Source organism: Prauserella sp. PE36, assembly GCF_003311655.1.
GTDB lineage: Bacteria > Actinomycetota > Actinomycetes > Mycobacteriales > Pseudonocardiaceae > Prauserella_A > Prauserella_A endophytica.
The window spans coordinates 84,432-99,486 of record NZ_QEQT01000027.1; the positions used below are offsets into that span (position 1 = coordinate 84,432).

Below are 15,055 nucleotides of genomic sequence, written 5' to 3' on the forward strand. Positions count from 1 at the left end.
CAGTGGCATCGGGCCCTATCCGGTAGGGCCGAATGCCTCCACGGCAAGCGAAAGGCCAACCCGTTAGCCGCCGTCCGCGTGGACCCTCCACTGTGGATCCAGCAGCCCGCGTTCCGCGGCGGCCTCGACGGCGTCGCGCCGCCTGCGCACTCCGAGCTTCGCGTAGATGGCGCGCACGTGGGTCTTCACCGTGTTGGGAGAGACGGTGAGGTCCTCGGCGATCTCCTCGAACGAACGCAGGGTAGGCAGCAGCCGCAGCACCCCACGCTCGCGCTCGGTCAGCAGCGCCGACGCCGGAACAGGGCTCAGCAGCGCCGCACGGGTGGCGAGCACGCGCGCGGCGAACCGTTCCGCCGCACCAAGCCTGCCCAGCTGCGCGGTGAGCAGCTCCACCACCGCGGGATCCGCCGACACGAGCGGGAACGGCACGGCCATCGACTCGGCGAGTGCCAGTGCCCTGACCAGTGCCCTGCGCGCGCGGCCGCGGTCGCCCGCGCGCAAGGCGAGAGCGGTCTCCACCAGGCGCGCCTCGACGGCCGACCACGGCACGGCCGGTGCCAGATAGCCGTTCAGCAGCGGCCGCAACGCCTGGTCGGCCGAGTCGTACCGGCCGAGCGCGAGCTGCGCACGAGCCCGTAGCAACGCCAGCTCCCCGTGTCCGGACAGCGGGCCCTCGCACCACAGCAGCACGTCCCTCGCGGCCTCGGTCCAGCCGAGCTGCAGTGCGGCCCGCTGCTCCAGCACCGCGCACAGTGCGACCTGTGCGGCAGGCAGTCCCTCATCCGACGACGCGATGCGGGCCTCCCCCATCCGGCGCAGGCCTTCCGCGCGCTCACCCAGCTCGAACGCGCCCGCGCCCGCCAGTGCCGCCGCGAGCACGCACAGGCCCGACTCCCCGCCCGCGGCGCGGGCCCGCACGAGTCGTTCGGCGCGACCCGCGTGGTACACGCAGTCGCGCGGTTCGGCCCGCAGCAGCGCGTCGTAGGCCCTGAGCACGCACGCGGTCACACCGGTAACGGTGTCCTCCCAGCCGTGCGCCACGTTGCGCTCGTCCGCGTCCTCGGCGAGTCTGCCCAGCTCGCGGTGGTCACCCTTCGCGGCGGCCACCGACGCAAGCACAGTCAGGCACTGCGTCACGACGTAGAGCTGGCCGTTGTCCGTCGCCGTGCCGAGCGCGGCCCGCACCTGCGCCTCCGCCGTCTTCGCCTGCCCCACGACGAGCAGCGCGGTGCCCCGGTGCAGCAGCGCGAGCGCGTCGAGCCCCGGACCACGCGGGCGGGCCAGCTGCTCGCTCGCCCGCAGGATGCCGCCCGGGTCGCCCCGCAACTGGGCCTGCCTCGACCGGACGAGCCCGCGCAGCGCCTCCAGCCCGCGTGACCCGTCGACGGAGGCGAGATACCGCTCCGCCGAGACGAGGTCGCCGTGTTCCAGCCACAGCAGTGCCGTGACGAGGACCAGCAGGTCGCTGCGTTCGATCCGCTCGTCCCCGAGCACCCCCAGCGCCCGGCGCAGCGGCTCGTGCTCGCCGGTCAGCACCAGCTCGACGGCGTGGTCGCGCAGCAGCGTGGTCAGCCGCTCGACGCTGTGCGCCCTGGTGGCGTGCACGAGCGCTTGCACCGGTCCGCCGTTGGCAGCGAACCAGTCCGACGCCGCACCGTGCAGGCGTCTCGCCTCGTCCGGCGTCCGCCTGCGCAGGTCGGCCAGCAGGTGCGCGCGCACGAGCGTGTGCAGGCGGTAGGTGTGCCTTCCCTGCCCGGCCCTGACGGCGAGCGAGTAGCGGCGATCGAGCAGGTCGAGCCGTAGCCCGGCCTCGGTTCCGCCCGACAGCGCGTTCGCCAGCCCGGCCGTGACCTCCTCACAGACGCTGATCATGCGTGCGAAGTCGCGCAGCGGCCCCGGCAGCCGGGACAGCACCTCGGTCACGAGGTACTCGGCCATCGCGCGGTCGTTCTCGGCGAAACCGGCGAGGAACCGGTCGGGGTCCTCGGCGCCGTGCAGCGACATCACGGCCAGCCGCAGCCCCGCGGGCCAGCCCTCGGTCTGCTCGACGAGCCGCCGCCGCTGCCCGGCGTCGAGATGTACGTCCTCCGCCGCCAGCAACGCCCCCGCCTCCTCGGGCGAGAACCTCAGGTCGTGTGTCCGCACCTCCGTGAGCTGGTCCTGCAGGCGCAGCCGGGCCAGCGGCAGCGGCGGGTCGTACCGGCTCGACAGCACCAGGCGGAGTCCGGACGGCTGGTGCCGCAGCAGGCTCGCGAGCCCGCGCTGCGGTCGCGGATCGGTGATCTCCTGCACGTCGTCGAGGACGAGCCACACTGGCGCGGGCAGCTCGTCGAGCGCGTTGCCCACCTCGGCGAGGAAACCGGGGTCGGCGCTGGGCAGCTCCGGTACCGCCAGCGAGCGGAGCGCGCTGTGCTCCGGCACGGCGGGACTGCGGCCGAGCGCCTCCAGCACGGCCGTCCAGAACCGTCCGTCGTTGTTGTCGTCGGTGTCGAGCGACACCCAGGCGGGTCCGGTCCGGCGCGCCCAGTCGGCGAGCAGGCACGTCTTGCCGAAGCCCGCGGGCGCGCACACCAGCGTCGCCACCGTGTCACGGGCATGGTCGAGCAGCGCGAGCAACCGGGGCCGGGACACGAGGCCGGGAGGTGGGGCGGGCGCGCTGATCTTCACCCGCGGCACCCGCCGCCTGCCGTCGCCGTTCCGCGCCTGCGGCATCCGCACCTCCAGGGACCGCCTCCCACCACGGTAAGCCAGGAACCGGCCGGGACATCTCACCCGCGACGGGCGAAGCGCCGGAGGGCTCCCGCGTTCGACGGTGCCGTGCAGGGCACCCGAGACCTGGAGTGGATCATGAGCGAGCACGCGCACGCGGGCACCGGCACCGCGACGGAGCCCCGGCCTGCCGAGCGGCCACGCGACACCATCGGCGGGACCGAGACCGCGGTGCGGACGGTGTGGACGAACTGGATCGGCTTCGCCGCCGTGCTGATGATCGTGACCGGCGCGTTCAACGTCATCGCCGGGCTGGTCGCCCTGCTCAACGAGGACTACTACGCGGTCGGCCCCCAGGGCCTGCTTGTCTTCGACCTGACCGCGTGGGGCTGGATCCACCTCGCCGCCGGCGCGCTGGTGCTGGTGACCGGGCTCGCGCTGTTCACCGGCAAGGCGTGGGCCGGGGTCATCGCCGTCGTGCTGCTCGGGCTCAACGCGATCGCGCAGCTCGCGTTCCTGCCCGTCGCGCCGCTGTGGGGAGTCCTCGTCATCGCGCTCGACGTGGTGATCATCTGGGCGATCCTCGCCCACGGCGACGAGGCGCGCGACTTCCGCTGGTGGTGACAGCAGGGTCTGCTGCGGATCTGTGAGCGAGTGGCCGACGGCACTAGCTTGTGGGTATGACCACCGGCATGGAAGAACCGCGGCGATCGGTACCCCGCACCGACTTCGACTCCGCCTACGTGGACAAGTGGGCGCCGTGGATCATCGGTGAACCCCAGCCCGCGATCGTCACGCTCGAACGCGACGGCTGGATCACGGGCAGGGTGCTGGACCCCGGCTGCGGCACCGGCGAGCACACCATCCACCTCACCCGGTTGGGTTACGACGTGCTCGGTGTCGACTTCTCGTGGCCCGCGGTGGAGCAGGCGCGCGCGAACGCCGAGGCGAAGGGCGTGGCCGCGAGGTTCGCGGTCGCCGACGTGCTCGACCTCGGCACCGAGCCTCGCTACGACACCGTGGTGGACAGCGCGCTGTTCCACGTGTTCGGCGACGACGACCGGGCCGCCTACGTGCGCAGTCTGCACGCCGCCTGCGCACCGGGCGCCCGCGTGCACGTGCTCGCCCTTTCCGACGCCGAGCCCGGTCTCGGGCCCCGCATCCCCGACTCGCTGATCCGCGACGCGTTCACCGACGGTTGGGTGCTGGAGGACCTGCGGCCCGACCGGTACCGCGTCGTCGTCGGCGCCGAGGACGCCGGGCGGCTCGGACTGGCCGCGGGCGAACCCGCGGACATGGCCGCGTGGCTCGCGAGGGTGCGCCGCGACGGTTGACTCCGGACGCGGCCGCGGCAACGACTGCGTCGAGGTCGCCCTCACCCCGTGCGGCGCCGCGCTGAGAGACTCGAAGAACCGGGCGGCGGGCATGCTGACGATGTCGGCGAAGGGCTGGACCGCCCTGCTCACGCCGACCGCAGTGAAGGCCACCTTCACTGCGTTGGATCAACACAGCGGCGCGCAGCGCCTCCGTTTGGGCGGTGGTGGGAGACGGGCGGGCGCAGGCATGGTGGCCTTCACTGCAGTCGGCGTCTAGCCCTGCGGTGAGCCGATGTTGACCATCCACGGGACGCCGTACTTGTCGAGGCACATGCCGAACTCGTCGCCCCACATCTGCTTCTCCAGCGGGACCGTGACGGTGCCGCCATCGGCGAGCTTCTCCCAGTAGCCGCGCAGCTCACCCGCGTCGTCGCCGCTGAGGCTCACGGTAATGTTGTTGCCGGAGCTGAACTCCATGCCGGGCGGGGTGTCCGCGCCCATCAGGGTGAAGCCGCTCGGGGTCTCGAGCTGGCTGTGCATGATCCGGTCGGCCTCCGGCGCGCTGGTGTCGCCGTACTCGCCGAACGTGTGCGACACCAGCTCGCCGCCGAACACGCCGCGGTAGAACTCCATCGCCTGCTTCGCCGTGCCGTCGAAACTGAGGTACGGATTGAGCCGAGACGCCATGGGATCCTCCTTGCTCCTGCGGAAGGAGCCATCGTCGCAATATCGGCGGCCCCCGACTACGGCACTTGGTCCCTATCCGGTCGTCTTCCGGCGGCACCCCTATTTCAACCGCTGGCGCTGCCTGCCGAGCCGCTCGATCTCCAGCTCCAGCTCGTCACCGGCCCGCAGGTACGGGAACCGCCCGGACAGCGCGACACCCTCGGGGGTGCCGGTGTTCACCAGGTCCCCGGGGTCGAGCGTCAGATACCGCGACAGGTGCAGGATCAGCTCGCCCACCCCGAACACCATGTCCGCCGTCGACGAGTCCTGCCGCGGCCGGCCGTTGACCCACGAGCGCAACCGCAGCGCCTGCGGGTCGCCCACGTCGGCGGCGGGCACCAGCCACGGGCCCAGCGGGTTGAAGGTCTCGCAGCACTTGCCCTTCGACCACTGCCCACCCGAGTCCTCCAGCTGGAACGCCCGCTCGGAGACGTCGTTGGACACCACGTACCCGGCGACGCACGCGAGCGCCTCCTCGACCGTGTCGAGGTAGCGAGCCGGCCTGCCGAGCACGACGCCGAGCTCGACCTCCCAGTCGGTCTTCTCGCTCCCCCTCGGCACGAGCACATCGTCATAGGGACCGACGACCGTGTTCGGGTGCTTGAAGAAGATGATCGGCACCTCGGGCGGCGCGGAACCGGACTCGGCGGCGTGCGCGGCGTAGTTCTGCCCGATGCAGAACACCGCTCCCGGCCGGGCGATCGGCGCGCCGACGCGCAGCCCGGTGCCGTCGCCCGGATCGTCCACAGCGGACAGCGAACCATCGGCCAGCGCCGCCCGCGCCCGCTGGATGCCGTCCCCTGCCAGGAAAGCGCCGTCGATGTCGGCGGTGACGGGGCTCAGGTCGTACACCGTGCCGTCGTCGGCGGCGACGCACGGCCGCTCCGCGCCGACCGGGCCCAGCCTCAGCAACCTCATGGTTCTCCTCAGTGTTCGTAGGGACGGGCCAGCACGCACTCGGGGTTGAGCCGAACACCGAAGCCGGGGGTGTCCGGCACGCGCAGCCGCCCGTTCACCGGCACCGGCTCGTCGAGCAACAGCGGGCTGAACATCGGCACCACCTCGCTGGCCTGCGGGTGCATCATCAGGAACTCACTGAACGGACTGTTGTGCCTGGTGATCGCGAAGTGGTAGGAGTACACGCTCGACCCGTGCGGCACCACGAGCACGCCCCTGCTGTCGGCGAGCGCTGAGATCTTCAGCAGCTCGGTGAGCCCGCCGCACCAGTTGACGTCGGGCTGGATGAGGTCACAGCAGCCCATCTCCAGCAGCAGCCGGAAACCCCAGCGCGTCGCCTCGTGCTCACCCGTGGTTACGAGCACGTCGGGCGGCAACCGTTTGCGTAGCTCGGAGTAGCCCCAGTAGTCGTCGGGCGGCAGCGCCTCCTCGATCCAGCGCAGCCCGTGCTCCCGCAGGGCGAGCCCGAGGCGGGTGGCGTAGTCGAGGTCGAGCGACATCCAGCAGTCGGCCATGAGCCAGAAATCCGGTCCGACCTCCTCACGCATGGCGGCGAACCGCTCGACGGTGGCGGTGAGGCCCTCGGCCCCCTCGGCCGGGCCGTGCCGCACCGGCATCTTCCCGCCGATGAAGCCCATCTTCCGCGCCAGGTCGGGCCTGGACCCGGTGGCGTAGAAGACCTGCTCGTCGCGGACCGCGCCGCCGATCAGGGCGTACACGGGCTCCTGCCGCAACTTGCCGAGCAGGTCCCACAGCGCGAGGTCGATGGCGCTGATGACGTTGAGCACCAAGCCCTTGCGGCCGTAGAAGAGACTCGCCGAGTACAGCTGGTCCCAGATGCGCTCGATCGCGGTGACCGGTGCGCCCTCCACGAACCGCGCGAGGTGCCGCTCCACGATGTAGGCACCGGGCTCGCCCGCGGTGGTGACGGCGAAACCGGTCGTGCCGTCGTCGGCCTCGACTTCCACCACGAGCGTGCCGAGCACGTTGATGCCGAACGACTGGCGGCTCTGCCGGTACTCCGGGTACTTCGCCATGGGGGTCGCGATGTGGTCGTCGATCCAGTGGTCGTCGCCCTGGTCGTGGTAGTCGGCGCCGCCGCCGCGCACCGTGAAAGCGCGGACAGAGCGGATCGTGCTGACCGTGGTCACTGCTGCTCCTCCTGATCGGGGCGGACGAGGATCTTGCTGGCGGACGACGTGCCGGAAGCGAGGTCGGCGAACGCGCCGGGCGCGCCGGACCAGCCGACCGATCCGTCCACAAGCGACTCCAGTGCGTCCGGCACCGTCGCGGCCCACCGGGCGGTGGACGCGAAATCGTCCCGGTTGTAACAGAACGCGCCGATCAGCTCCCGCTCCGCGGTGCTGATCGCGTACGCGGGCAACGTCACCTCGGGCTGGTTCATCCCCACCAGCACCACCCGCCCGCCACGAGCTGAGGCCGCGAAGGCGTCGGCGAGCGAGGCCGTGGAGCCCACCGCGTCGAGCACGAGCGTCGCCGGCCCGCCCAGTGCGTCCGCCGCCGCGCTCGCGAGCTCGCCGTCCCGAGGGTCGAGCGCGGTCGCGCCGAGCCCGCTCACTAGCGCGGCCCTGGCGGGATTGGGTTCGCTCACCACCACGCCGCGGGCGCCGAGCCGCGTCGCGGCCAGCACGCACGCCTGGCCGATGGGTCCGCCGCCGAGCACGAGCACCCGGTCACGCTCGCTGCAGCGTCCCCGCCGGGCGGCGTGGTAGCCGACGGAAAGCGGTTCGACCAGCGCGCCGTGCTCGCTCGGCATGTCCTGCGGCAACGGCACGACATTGCGCGCGGGCGCCACGAGCAGGTCGGCGAACGCGGAGACGATCGTCGGATCCACGCCGATGACCCTCCGCCTCGGGCACGCCTGTTCCTCCCCCTCCGCGCAGGCCTCGCAGCCGCCGCAGCCCAGAACGGGGTTGACGGTCACGGTGTCGCCGATCGCGAGGCCCGCCCCGGCGAGCGTCGCGGCATCGCCGGCCGCGACCGTGCCCACCGTCTCGTGCCCCATGACCTGCCCGGGATGGCGCCGCCCGTTCTCGCCCGTGTAGCCGTGGACGTCCGAACCGCAGATGCCGGTCGCGAGCACGCGCAGCAACACCTCTCCCGCCTCGGGGACCGGATCGGGTCGCTCCTCCACCGCGATCGATCCGGGACCGTGGAAGACCAGTGCTCTCATGCGTTCTCCTTGTTCGTGCGCGCCACCGGAGTACCCGCGGCCGGGGCGGGTGTGGCCGGTCGCAGCCATTTCGTGGTCCAGATCAGCACGGCGCCGACGAGGGTGGTCACCGCGAGGACGTAGAGCCCGGCGTGGCCAGAGCCGAACCCGGTGTCCGCCGCCTGTTTGATGTTCGGCGCGATGAAGCCGCCGAGCGAGCCCAGCGCGTTGACCATTCCGATGCCCGTGGCGGCCGCGGTGCCGACGAGGATGCCCGCGGGCAGGGTCCAGAACACCGGCTGCACCGCGATGAACCCGGCCGCGGCGAAGCAAAGCCCCACCATCGCCAGCGCCGGTGTACCCGCGACGACCGAGCCCGCGATGCCGAGCCCGGCCACCGCGAGCGTCACCGCGGCGATGCGGCGCCTGTCGCCGGTGCGGTCGGACAGCCTGCCGATGCCGAACGACGCCGCGATCGCGCACAGCCACGGGATCGCGGTCACCACGCCCACCGCGACGCCGACCTCGGTGCCGAGCAGCTCCGCGACCTGCGTCGGGAGGTAGAACGACACGCCGTAGACGCTCATCTGGATCAGCAGGTAGATCAGGGCGAGGTACAGCACCCTCGGGCTGCGCAACGTCGCGAGCACACCGGACGGCCCGTGCGCCCGCGACCCGCGTTCCTCGGCGGCGAGCTCGGTCTCCAGCGCGTCCCGCTGGTCGGCGGGCAGCCAGCGTGCGTCGCGCGGGCGGTCGTCGAGGTAACGCAGCGCCCATACTCCGACGACCGACGCGGCGAGCCCCTCGACCAGGAACATCCACTGCCAGCCGATGATCCCGGCGACGCCGTCGAGTTCGAGCAGCGCCCCCGACACCGGCCCGCCGAAGATGAACGCGAGCGGCGCGCCGAAGTAGAACAGGCCGTTGACCCGCGCCCGGTGCCGCTCCGGCACCCAGTAGGTCAGGTACAGGATCACGCCGGGGAAGAACCCGGCCTCGGCGACGCCAAGCAGGAACCGCAGCAGGTAGAAGACGGTTTCGGTGTGGGCGAACGCCATCGCCGCTGAGATGAGCCCCCACGTGATCATGATCCGGGCGAGCCAGCGCCGGGCGCCGAAGCGGTGCAGCGCCAGGTTGCTCGGCACCTCAACGAGCGCGTAGCCGATGAAGAAGACCCCGGCGCCGAAGGCGTAGGCGGCGTCGGAAAGCCCGGTGTCCGCCTGGAACGCCTCCTTCGCGAAGCCGATGTTGACCCGGTCGAGGAACGCCAGCACGTACATGAGCAGCAGGAACGGCACGAGGCGACGGGCGACGCGCCGGACCGCCCTGTCCGCGAGGCCGGTGGATGGCACCACGATGTGCTCCAAACTTCACATACAAGAAGTAGCTTCAACGACGTGAAGTTTCGATGGACAGGGCTCGGCCTGTCAAGACGTGGGGTTCCGCGCTAACGGCGCAGCTGGGCTTCCAGCTTCTCGATCACGGCCGAGAGCTGGGCGAACGTCGTCTCGGTCCAGTCGGGGCCGCAGCGGGGGGTCGGCGCCGAGACCGACATCGCGGCCACGATCTGGCCGGCGTGGTTGCGGATGGTGGTGGCGACGCAGCGGCAGCCGATGACGTACTCCTGGTCGTCGGTGGCGTAGCCGACACGGCGGATCTGCTCGATCTCCGCGAGCAACTCTTCGACGCCCGCGACCGTGTGGTCAGTGAATCGTCGCAGCGTGACGCCCTCGAGGCGGTCGCCAAGCTCGTCGTCGGCGAGACCGGCGAGCAGCGCCTTGCCGATCCCCGTGGCATAGGCAGGAAGGCGCACGCCGACGGCGGACACGAGCTTCATCGGCTGCGGCGACTCGGCGATCGCGATGTAGACGTTCTCCAGGCCGTCGAGCTGGGCGAGCTGCACGGTCTCGCCGGTGTCCTGCGCAAGCTGTTCCATGAGCGGCAGCGCGAGGCCCGCGATGTCGCGATGGCCGTGGTAGCCCTGGCCGACGGTCCATGCCTTGAGGCCCAGCCCGTAGGTGCGCGAGGCCGGGTCGTACTCGGCGAAGCCGCGGTGGACGAGCGTCGCCATGAGCCCGTGGACGCTGGAGAGCGGAAACCGCAGCAGCTCGGCGACGTCGGTCAGCCGCCTGCGCCCCGTCGCCAGCAGCTCGAGGATGGCGAGCGCGCGGTCGGCCGACTTGACCACGGACTGGGCCTCGCCTGCCTTGTCGGCGGTGGCCCCGGAGAGCGCGTCGGACATGAACTCGGTCGTCTCCCGTCGGTTTTCGCACCATCGAACATAGTTCATGGATATGAAAACGCGGAACGGGACCCGGTCGTGGGTCCCGCGCGCGGATGAACTCACCCGGCTCGTCACCGGCGGCTCCCCTAGCGTCCGGCCGTCCCCTTTTCCGAACGCACAGGAGGAAGATCATGAGCAACTCCCGTTCGCTGCGCAGGGCCCTCGTCGTCGGCGCCTTCGCCGGCCTGAGCCTCGCGGGCACCGCCGGCTCCGCCGTGGCCGCCGACGCCACGGCCGACCAGCCCGCCGTGGCCGAGGCCAGGACCGACCAGGTCGGAGGCCTCCTCGGCAGCGCGAACGGCGAAGGCCAGCTCGGCGGCCTCACCAACGGCCTGCCGGTCACCCCGGACGCGCTGCTCGGCATCGTCAAGGGCCTCGGCCTCGGCGCCCTGCCGATCTGAGCCGCCCAGCCGCAGTGAAGGCCACCATGCCTGCGTTGAACGCAGGCATGGTGGCCTTCACTGCATTCGACCCGCGAGTCGTGGGCTGGCCCGGCTTCGGGGTCAGTCGGCGGCCGTCCACGCCTTCGACAGGGCCACCTTGCCGCCGGTCTGGAGCAGGGAGCCCGCGTAGAGCCTGCTGGCCAGCAGCACGATCAGCGCCAGGGAACCCGCGAGCAGGCCCATGGACAGCAGGGCCTCCCAAGGCTCAGCCTCCTGGGAGAACATCCGCACCGGCATCGCGATCGCCGACGAGAACGGCACGTAGGAGAGCACGTTCATCACCGTGGCGTTGTCCGAGAAGAACATCACCGCGAAGTACGGGCCGAGCGCCAGAATCATCACCAGGCTCATGCTCGAACCGAGGTCCTCCTGCCTGCTCACCAGCGAGCCCGCGACCGCCCACATCGCGGCCAGCAGCACGAACCCGAGCACCAGGAACGGCACGAACCAGCCGAGCGCGGGCGCGATCACCCTCAGCAGCTCCGTCTGCCCGCCGACCGACAGCGCGATCGGCGCCGCCACCGCCAGCACGACAACCTGTCCGAGCGTCAGGAGCGTGTGTCCGACGATCTTTCCCGTCAGCAGCGCCCGCACGGGCACCGTCGACACGAGGATCTCCACGATCCGCGTCTGCTTCTCCGTCACCGTGCTCTGCGCGATCGCCGCGCCGCCCATGGCGAAGATGAGGAACATCAGCGAGAACACCATGATGACGAGCTGCCGCTCGCCCTGACTGACGTCGGCCGCGTCGAGGAGGTCCACCGGCGGCGACGTGCCCAGCTGGGCCATGACATCGGTCGGCGGGTCGGACAGCGCGAGCACCCGCACACCGGTTGGCGACTGGCCGGTGGTGTCGGCCACGACCGCGGCCTCCACCTCCTCCTCGCGGAGGAGCTCCTCGGCCGCGGCGCGGTCGGCGACCTCCCGCACCTCCAGCTCCGAACCCGCGAGCGCGCGGGTGACCTCGGGGCCGACCGCCGCGACGCTGGGCTGCCCTCCCCCGAACACCGAGGGCAGAATCGCGGCCGCGAACAGGCCGGCCACGATCACCCCGAGGCCGATCCAGAAACCCTTCGATCGCAGGAAGGTCTTGACCTCCCGCTCGGCGACGAGCCGGGTCGCCGCCATGAACGACGTGCCGCCGTCGGCATCGGTGTCGTCGACCTCCGCCGAACGCGGCTCGATGGTCGCGGTCATCAGATCGCCTCCTTGAAGATCTCGTCCAGCGACGGGACGACGGGGGTGAAGCCGCGGACCTCGCCGCGTTCCAGCGCGGCACGCAGAACGCGCTGGTCCGTGCGCTCGCCGTCGGCGGACCCGGTGTGCTCGGCCAGCTCGAAGACGGCCTTCGGGCCGTCCAGACTGACCAGGCGAATGCCGGGAATGTCGCGCAGCCAGCCCGCGTCGGAGTCGACCACCAGCTCCCAGCGCTTGGACCCGTACCGCTCCCGCAGCTCCTCCCGACCACCGCTCGCGGCGATCCTGCCGCCGGAGATGATCACGAGGTCGTCGCACAGGCGCTCGACGAGCGCGAGCTGGTGGCTGGAGAACAGCACCGGCACGCCGTCGGCGGCACGTTCGCGCAGCACCCGCAGCACGGTGTCGACGGCGATCGGGTCGAGCCCGGAGAACGGCTCGTCGAGGATCAGCAACGCCGGGTCGTGCACGAGCGCGGCGGCGACCTGCGCGCGCTGCTGGTTGCCCAGCGACAGCTCCTCGAGGTTGTCGTTCGCGCGCTGCGCGAGGTCGAGCTGCTCCAGCAGGCGCTCCGTGTTGCGCTTGGCCTTGGCCTGGCTCAGCCCGTGCAGCCTGCCGAACCAGGCGATCTGCTCGCCGACCTTCATCTTCGGGTACAGCCCGCGCTCCTCCGGCATGTAACCGAAGCGCTGCCGCAGCGGCTGGGTCACCGGCTTGCCGTGCCAGGTCACGGTGCCACCCTGCGCGGCGAGCACGCCGAGGATGATCCGCATCGTGGTGGTCTTGCCGGCGCCGTTGGCGCCGAGGAACCCGGTCATCCGCCCGGGTCGCACGTCGAACGACACGTCGTCGAGCACGCGGTGGTCGCCGAAGCTCCTACTGATCGTGGTCACCGTCAACATGCTCAGCAGCCTAGGGAGGGGTGTGGACCTTTCGCGTCCGGCGCGCGGCCGACCTCGTGGTCCACCCGGTGGGTGACCCAACCGCTCCCGCCACGACCGGGCTGCCCGCAGTGAAGGCCACCTTCACTGCGTGGAATCGGGCACAGCGGCGCGGAGCGCCTCCGTCTGGGCGGTGGCGGGAGACGGGTGGGCGCAGGCATGGTGGCCTTCACTGCGGACGGGTGACCTACGCGCTCCCCGGTGCCACGATCCCGTTCTCGTAGGCGTAGACCACTGCGTGCGTGCGGTCGCGCAGGCCGAGCTTGGCGAGCACGCGCGACACGTGCGTCTTCACGGTCGCCTCGCCGAGAAACAGCTCGGCGGCGATCTCGGCGTTGCTGGCCCCGCGCGCGAGCAGCACCAGCACCTCGAACTCGCGGTCGGTCAGCTCGGTGGGCCGGTGCACCGGCGCGGGGGCGGCCGGGGCGGAGAAGCGAGCGATCACACGGCGCGTGACCTCGGGCGACAGGAGCGCGTCGCCCCTGGCGACGATGCGGACCGACTCCACGAGGTCCTCCGGCGAGGCGTTCTTCAGCAGAAAGCCGCTCGCGCCCGCCCGCAACGCCTCGAAGAGGTAGTCCTCGCGGTCGAACGTCGTGAGGATCACGACCTTCACCGGCGACTCGCCCGCCGCCGAGCCGAGGATACGGCGCGTGGCCTCCAGGCCGTCGACCGCAGGCATCTGCACGTCCATGAGCACCACGTCGGGGCGCAGCTCCTCCGCGAGCACCACGGCCCTCAGCCCGTCACCCGCCTCGCCGACCACCTCGATGCCGTCCTCCGCCCCGAGAATGACCCTGAAGCCGGCTCGGACGAGGTCCTGGTCGTCGGCGAGCACCACCCGCAGCGGACGGTCGGCGGCCCTGTTTTCCTCGGTCACGATGCCGGTGGCTCCTCACTATCCTCAATGGACTCACTGGGTTCGGTCGGCAGGCTGGCCCGCACGCGGTAGCCCCCGCCCTCGCGGCGGCCCGCCTCCAGGTGCCCGCCGTGCACGGCCACCCGCTCCCGCATGCCGAGCAGGCCGAATCCGCCGCTCTGCGCCGAAGAGGCACCGGCGCGGCCGACGCCGTCGTCGGACACCTCGACCTCCAGCGTGCGCTCCAGGTACCGCACTCGGACGTCGGCCCTGCGGGCGCTCGCGTGCTTGACGACGTTGGTGAGCGCCTCCTGCACCACCCGGTACGCCGACAGCGCGACGCCGTCGGGCACCGGCCTCGGCTCGCCGTAGACGCCGTGGGCGACCTGGAGCCCGGCCGACTCCGCCGTCGACACCAGCTCGGCCAGCTGGTCGAGACCGGGAGAGGAGGGGTGCGCCTCGCGCTCCCCGCTCTCCTGGCCGTTCTCCGGCTCGGAGCGCAGCACGCCGAGCAGGCCGCGCAGCTCACCGATGGCGGTGCGGGCGGTCTGCTCGACGGTCCGCAACGCCTCGCGGGCCAGCTCGGGATCCTTGTCGAGCACGCGCCGCGCGGCTCCGGCCTGGATGCCCATCACGGACACGTGGTGGGCGACCACGTCGTGCAGGTCGCGGGCGATCCGCACGCGCTCGGCGACGATGGCGTTGCGCGTGTTCTGCCGCTGCGACAGCCGCAGCTGCTCGGCCCGCTCCTCCAGCTCGGCCTGCCTGCGGGCGGACAGCCAGGCGAGGTTGCCGAAGAAGTAGGCGGAGAGGAAGAACATGAGGTTGAAGCCGATGTTGTAGAGCACCGAGGCGAGCATCGGATCCAGCGGGCCCGCGGCGGCGGAGAAGTCGTAGTCCGGCTGCGCGATGGACTTCACGAGCCCGACACCGAGCCACGCGAACATCGCCACGATCACACCGATGCGCGACCAGCGCGCCACCGTGCGGTTCCGCTCCCACGCGCCCGTGCTGTAGACCGCGAGGAACAGCGCGACGGAGGCCATGAGGCTGTCGCCGGTCTGGCGCGCCTGCGCGGCGATGAACAGCACACCCACCACGACCAGCACGGCCGCCGGGTACCGGCGGCGCGCGACGAGCGGCAGCGACAGTGCCGCACCCCACGCAAGCTGCTCGCCGAGCGACGGCGGGGCCCCGAAGACCAGCATGCCCATGCTGTTGACGAGCACGGTCATGACGCTCGACCCGGCCAGCACGGCGAGCCCGATGAGGACGTCGGAACGCTGGATGGCGGGCTCGGGCCTGGGCCGCCGCCACCGGTTCCAGCCCGTGTCCCGCTCCCCCGCCTCGCCTTCGTCCACCCTGCCCATGCCCGTCAAAGTAGCGCACCCAAGCGCCCCCCAAGGCCACCTTTGTTGCGTTGAACGCAACAAAGGTGGCCTTGGGGGGC

General features: G+C 71.7%; 14 protein-coding genes and 1 pseudogene. 4 read left to right on the forward strand and 11 right to left on the reverse strand.

All coding sequences use genetic code 11. The features are described from left to right. Positions 1-63 precede the first annotated feature (63 nt). Positions 64-2,712 (reverse strand): LuxR C-terminal-related transcriptional regulator, encoded by a 2,649-nt coding sequence (locus DI005_RS01185; protein ID WP_113641017.1) that lies wholly within the window; start codon positions 2,710-2,712, stop codon positions 64-66. 135 nt (positions 2,713-2,847) lie between these two features. Between DI005_RS01185 and DI005_RS01190 the strand changes: the two genes are divergently transcribed. The 3 genes and pseudogenes from DI005_RS01190 to DI005_RS39620 form a co-directional block, all read left to right on the forward strand. Further along, positions 2,848-3,333: a hypothetical protein gene (locus tag DI005_RS01190; RefSeq protein WP_113641027.1), complete on the forward strand. Its 486-nt coding sequence runs from the start codon at positions 2,848-2,850 to the stop codon at positions 3,331-3,333. A gap of 56 nt (positions 3,334-3,389) precedes the next feature. Continuing rightward, positions 3,390-4,043, forward strand: coding sequence for a class I SAM-dependent methyltransferase (locus tag DI005_RS01195; RefSeq protein WP_233519934.1), 654 nt, complete (start codon positions 3,390-3,392; stop codon positions 4,041-4,043). 13 nt (positions 4,044-4,056) lie between these two features. After that, a pseudogene (locus DI005_RS39620) lies at positions 4,057-4,302 on the forward strand (DUF397 domain-containing protein); the annotation flags it as partial. On the opposite strand, the gene DI005_RS01205 reads toward DI005_RS39620, so the two are convergent. From DI005_RS01205 to DI005_RS01230, 6 genes are all read right to left on the reverse strand, one after another. Continuing rightward, complete coding sequence (locus DI005_RS01205; protein ID WP_112271584.1) at positions 4,299-4,712, reverse strand: VOC family protein; 414 nt, start codon at positions 4,710-4,712, stop codon at positions 4,299-4,301. The pseudogene DI005_RS39620 and the gene DI005_RS01205 sit on opposite strands and share 4 nt — an antisense overlap. A gap of 99 nt (positions 4,713-4,811) precedes the next feature. Further along, positions 4,812-5,669 carry a fumarylacetoacetate hydrolase family protein gene (locus tag DI005_RS01210; RefSeq protein ID WP_113641018.1) on the reverse strand — a complete coding sequence of 286 codons (858 nt, stop codon included), beginning with the start codon at positions 5,667-5,669 and terminating at the stop codon, positions 4,812-4,814. 8 nt (positions 5,670-5,677) lie between these two features. After that, positions 5,678-6,859, reverse strand: coding sequence for an L-rhamnonate dehydratase (rhmD, locus tag DI005_RS01215; RefSeq protein WP_113641019.1), 1,182 nt, complete (start codon positions 6,857-6,859; stop codon positions 5,678-5,680). Then, positions 6,856-7,902, reverse strand: coding sequence for a zinc-binding dehydrogenase (locus tag DI005_RS01220; protein WP_113641020.1), 1,047 nt, complete (start codon positions 7,900-7,902; stop codon positions 6,856-6,858). Before DI005_RS01220 ends, rhmD begins: the two co-directional genes overlap by 4 nt. Continuing rightward, positions 7,899-9,236 (reverse strand): MFS transporter, encoded by a 1,338-nt coding sequence (locus tag DI005_RS01225; RefSeq protein ID WP_233519936.1) that lies wholly within the window; start codon positions 9,234-9,236, stop codon positions 7,899-7,901. The genes DI005_RS01220 and DI005_RS01225 overlap by 4 nt, the downstream gene beginning before the upstream one ends. Positions 9,237-9,328: 92 nt before the next feature. Continuing rightward, complete coding sequence (locus DI005_RS01230; RefSeq protein WP_112271578.1) at positions 9,329-10,123, reverse strand: IclR family transcriptional regulator; 795 nt, start codon at positions 10,121-10,123, stop codon at positions 9,329-9,331. Positions 10,124-10,296: 173 nt separating this feature from the next. Between DI005_RS01230 and DI005_RS01235 the strand changes: the two genes are divergently transcribed. Further along, a complete protein-coding gene (locus DI005_RS01235) occupies positions 10,297-10,566 on the forward strand; it encodes a hypothetical protein (protein ID WP_113641021.1) in 270 nt (89 codons plus the stop codon). 102 nt (positions 10,567-10,668) lie between these two features. On the opposite strand, the gene DI005_RS01240 is transcribed toward DI005_RS01235, so the two are convergent. The 4 genes from DI005_RS01240 to DI005_RS01255 all read right to left on the reverse strand — a co-directional run bounded on the left by DI005_RS01240 (position 10,669) and on the right by DI005_RS01255 (position 14,975). Continuing rightward, entirely contained in the window at positions 10,669-11,805 is a 1,137-nt protein-coding gene (locus DI005_RS01240) for an ABC transporter permease (RefSeq protein ID WP_113641022.1), read from the reverse strand. Continuing rightward, positions 11,805-12,707 (reverse strand): ABC transporter ATP-binding protein, encoded by a 903-nt coding sequence (locus tag DI005_RS01245; RefSeq protein WP_113641023.1) that lies wholly within the window; start codon positions 12,705-12,707, stop codon positions 11,805-11,807. Before DI005_RS01245 ends, DI005_RS01240 begins: the two co-directional genes overlap by 1 nt. 226 nt (positions 12,708-12,933) lie before the next feature. Next, positions 12,934-13,626, reverse strand: coding sequence for a response regulator transcription factor (locus DI005_RS01250; protein ID WP_228713824.1), 693 nt, complete (start codon positions 13,624-13,626; stop codon positions 12,934-12,936). Continuing rightward, positions 13,623-14,975: a sensor histidine kinase gene (locus DI005_RS01255; protein ID WP_112272060.1), complete on the reverse strand. Its 1,353-nt coding sequence runs from the start codon at positions 14,973-14,975 to the stop codon at positions 13,623-13,625. Before DI005_RS01255 ends, DI005_RS01250 begins: the two co-directional genes overlap by 4 nt. Between the last annotated feature and the right edge of the window lie 80 nt (positions 14,976-15,055).

What these genes read in the sequence shown, in the direction of transcription:
- DI005_RS01255 (WP_112272060.1), bottom strand. Translation starts at nt 14,975, where the DNA reads ATGGGCAGGGTGGACGAAGGCGAGGCGGGGGAGCGGGACACGGGCTGG.
- DI005_RS01235 (WP_113641021.1), top strand. Translation starts at nt 10,297, where the DNA reads ATGAGCAACTCCCGTTCGCTGCGCAGGGCCCTCGTCGTCGGCGCCTTC.
- DI005_RS01240 (WP_113641022.1), bottom strand. Translation starts at nt 11,805, where the DNA reads ATGACCGCGACCATCGAGCCGCGTTCGGCGGAGGTCGACGACACCGAT.
- DI005_RS01210 (WP_113641018.1), bottom strand. Translation starts at nt 5,669, where the DNA reads ATGAGGTTGCTGAGGCTGGGCCCGGTCGGCGCGGAGCGGCCGTGCGTC.
- DI005_RS01195 (WP_233519934.1), top strand. Translation starts at nt 3,390, where the DNA reads ATGACCACCGGCATGGAAGAACCGCGGCGATCGGTACCCCGCACCGAC.
- DI005_RS01220 (WP_113641020.1), bottom strand. Translation starts at nt 7,902, where the DNA reads ATGAGAGCACTGGTCTTCCACGGTCCCGGATCGATCGCGGTGGAGGAG.
- DI005_RS01245 (WP_113641023.1), bottom strand. Translation starts at nt 12,707, where the DNA reads ATGTTGACGGTGACCACGATCAGTAGGAGCTTCGGCGACCACCGCGTG.
- DI005_RS01190 (WP_113641027.1), top strand. Translation starts at nt 2,848, where the DNA reads ATGAGCGAGCACGCGCACGCGGGCACCGGCACCGCGACGGAGCCCCGG.
- DI005_RS01230 (WP_112271578.1), bottom strand. Translation starts at nt 10,123, where the DNA reads ATGTCCGACGCGCTCTCCGGGGCCACCGCCGACAAGGCAGGCGAGGCC.
- DI005_RS01185 (WP_113641017.1), bottom strand. Translation starts at nt 2,712, where the DNA reads ATGCCGCAGGCGCGGAACGGCGACGGCAGGCGGCGGGTGCCGCGGGTG.
- DI005_RS01205 (WP_112271584.1), bottom strand. Translation starts at nt 4,712, where the DNA reads ATGGCGTCTCGGCTCAATCCGTACCTCAGTTTCGACGGCACGGCGAAG.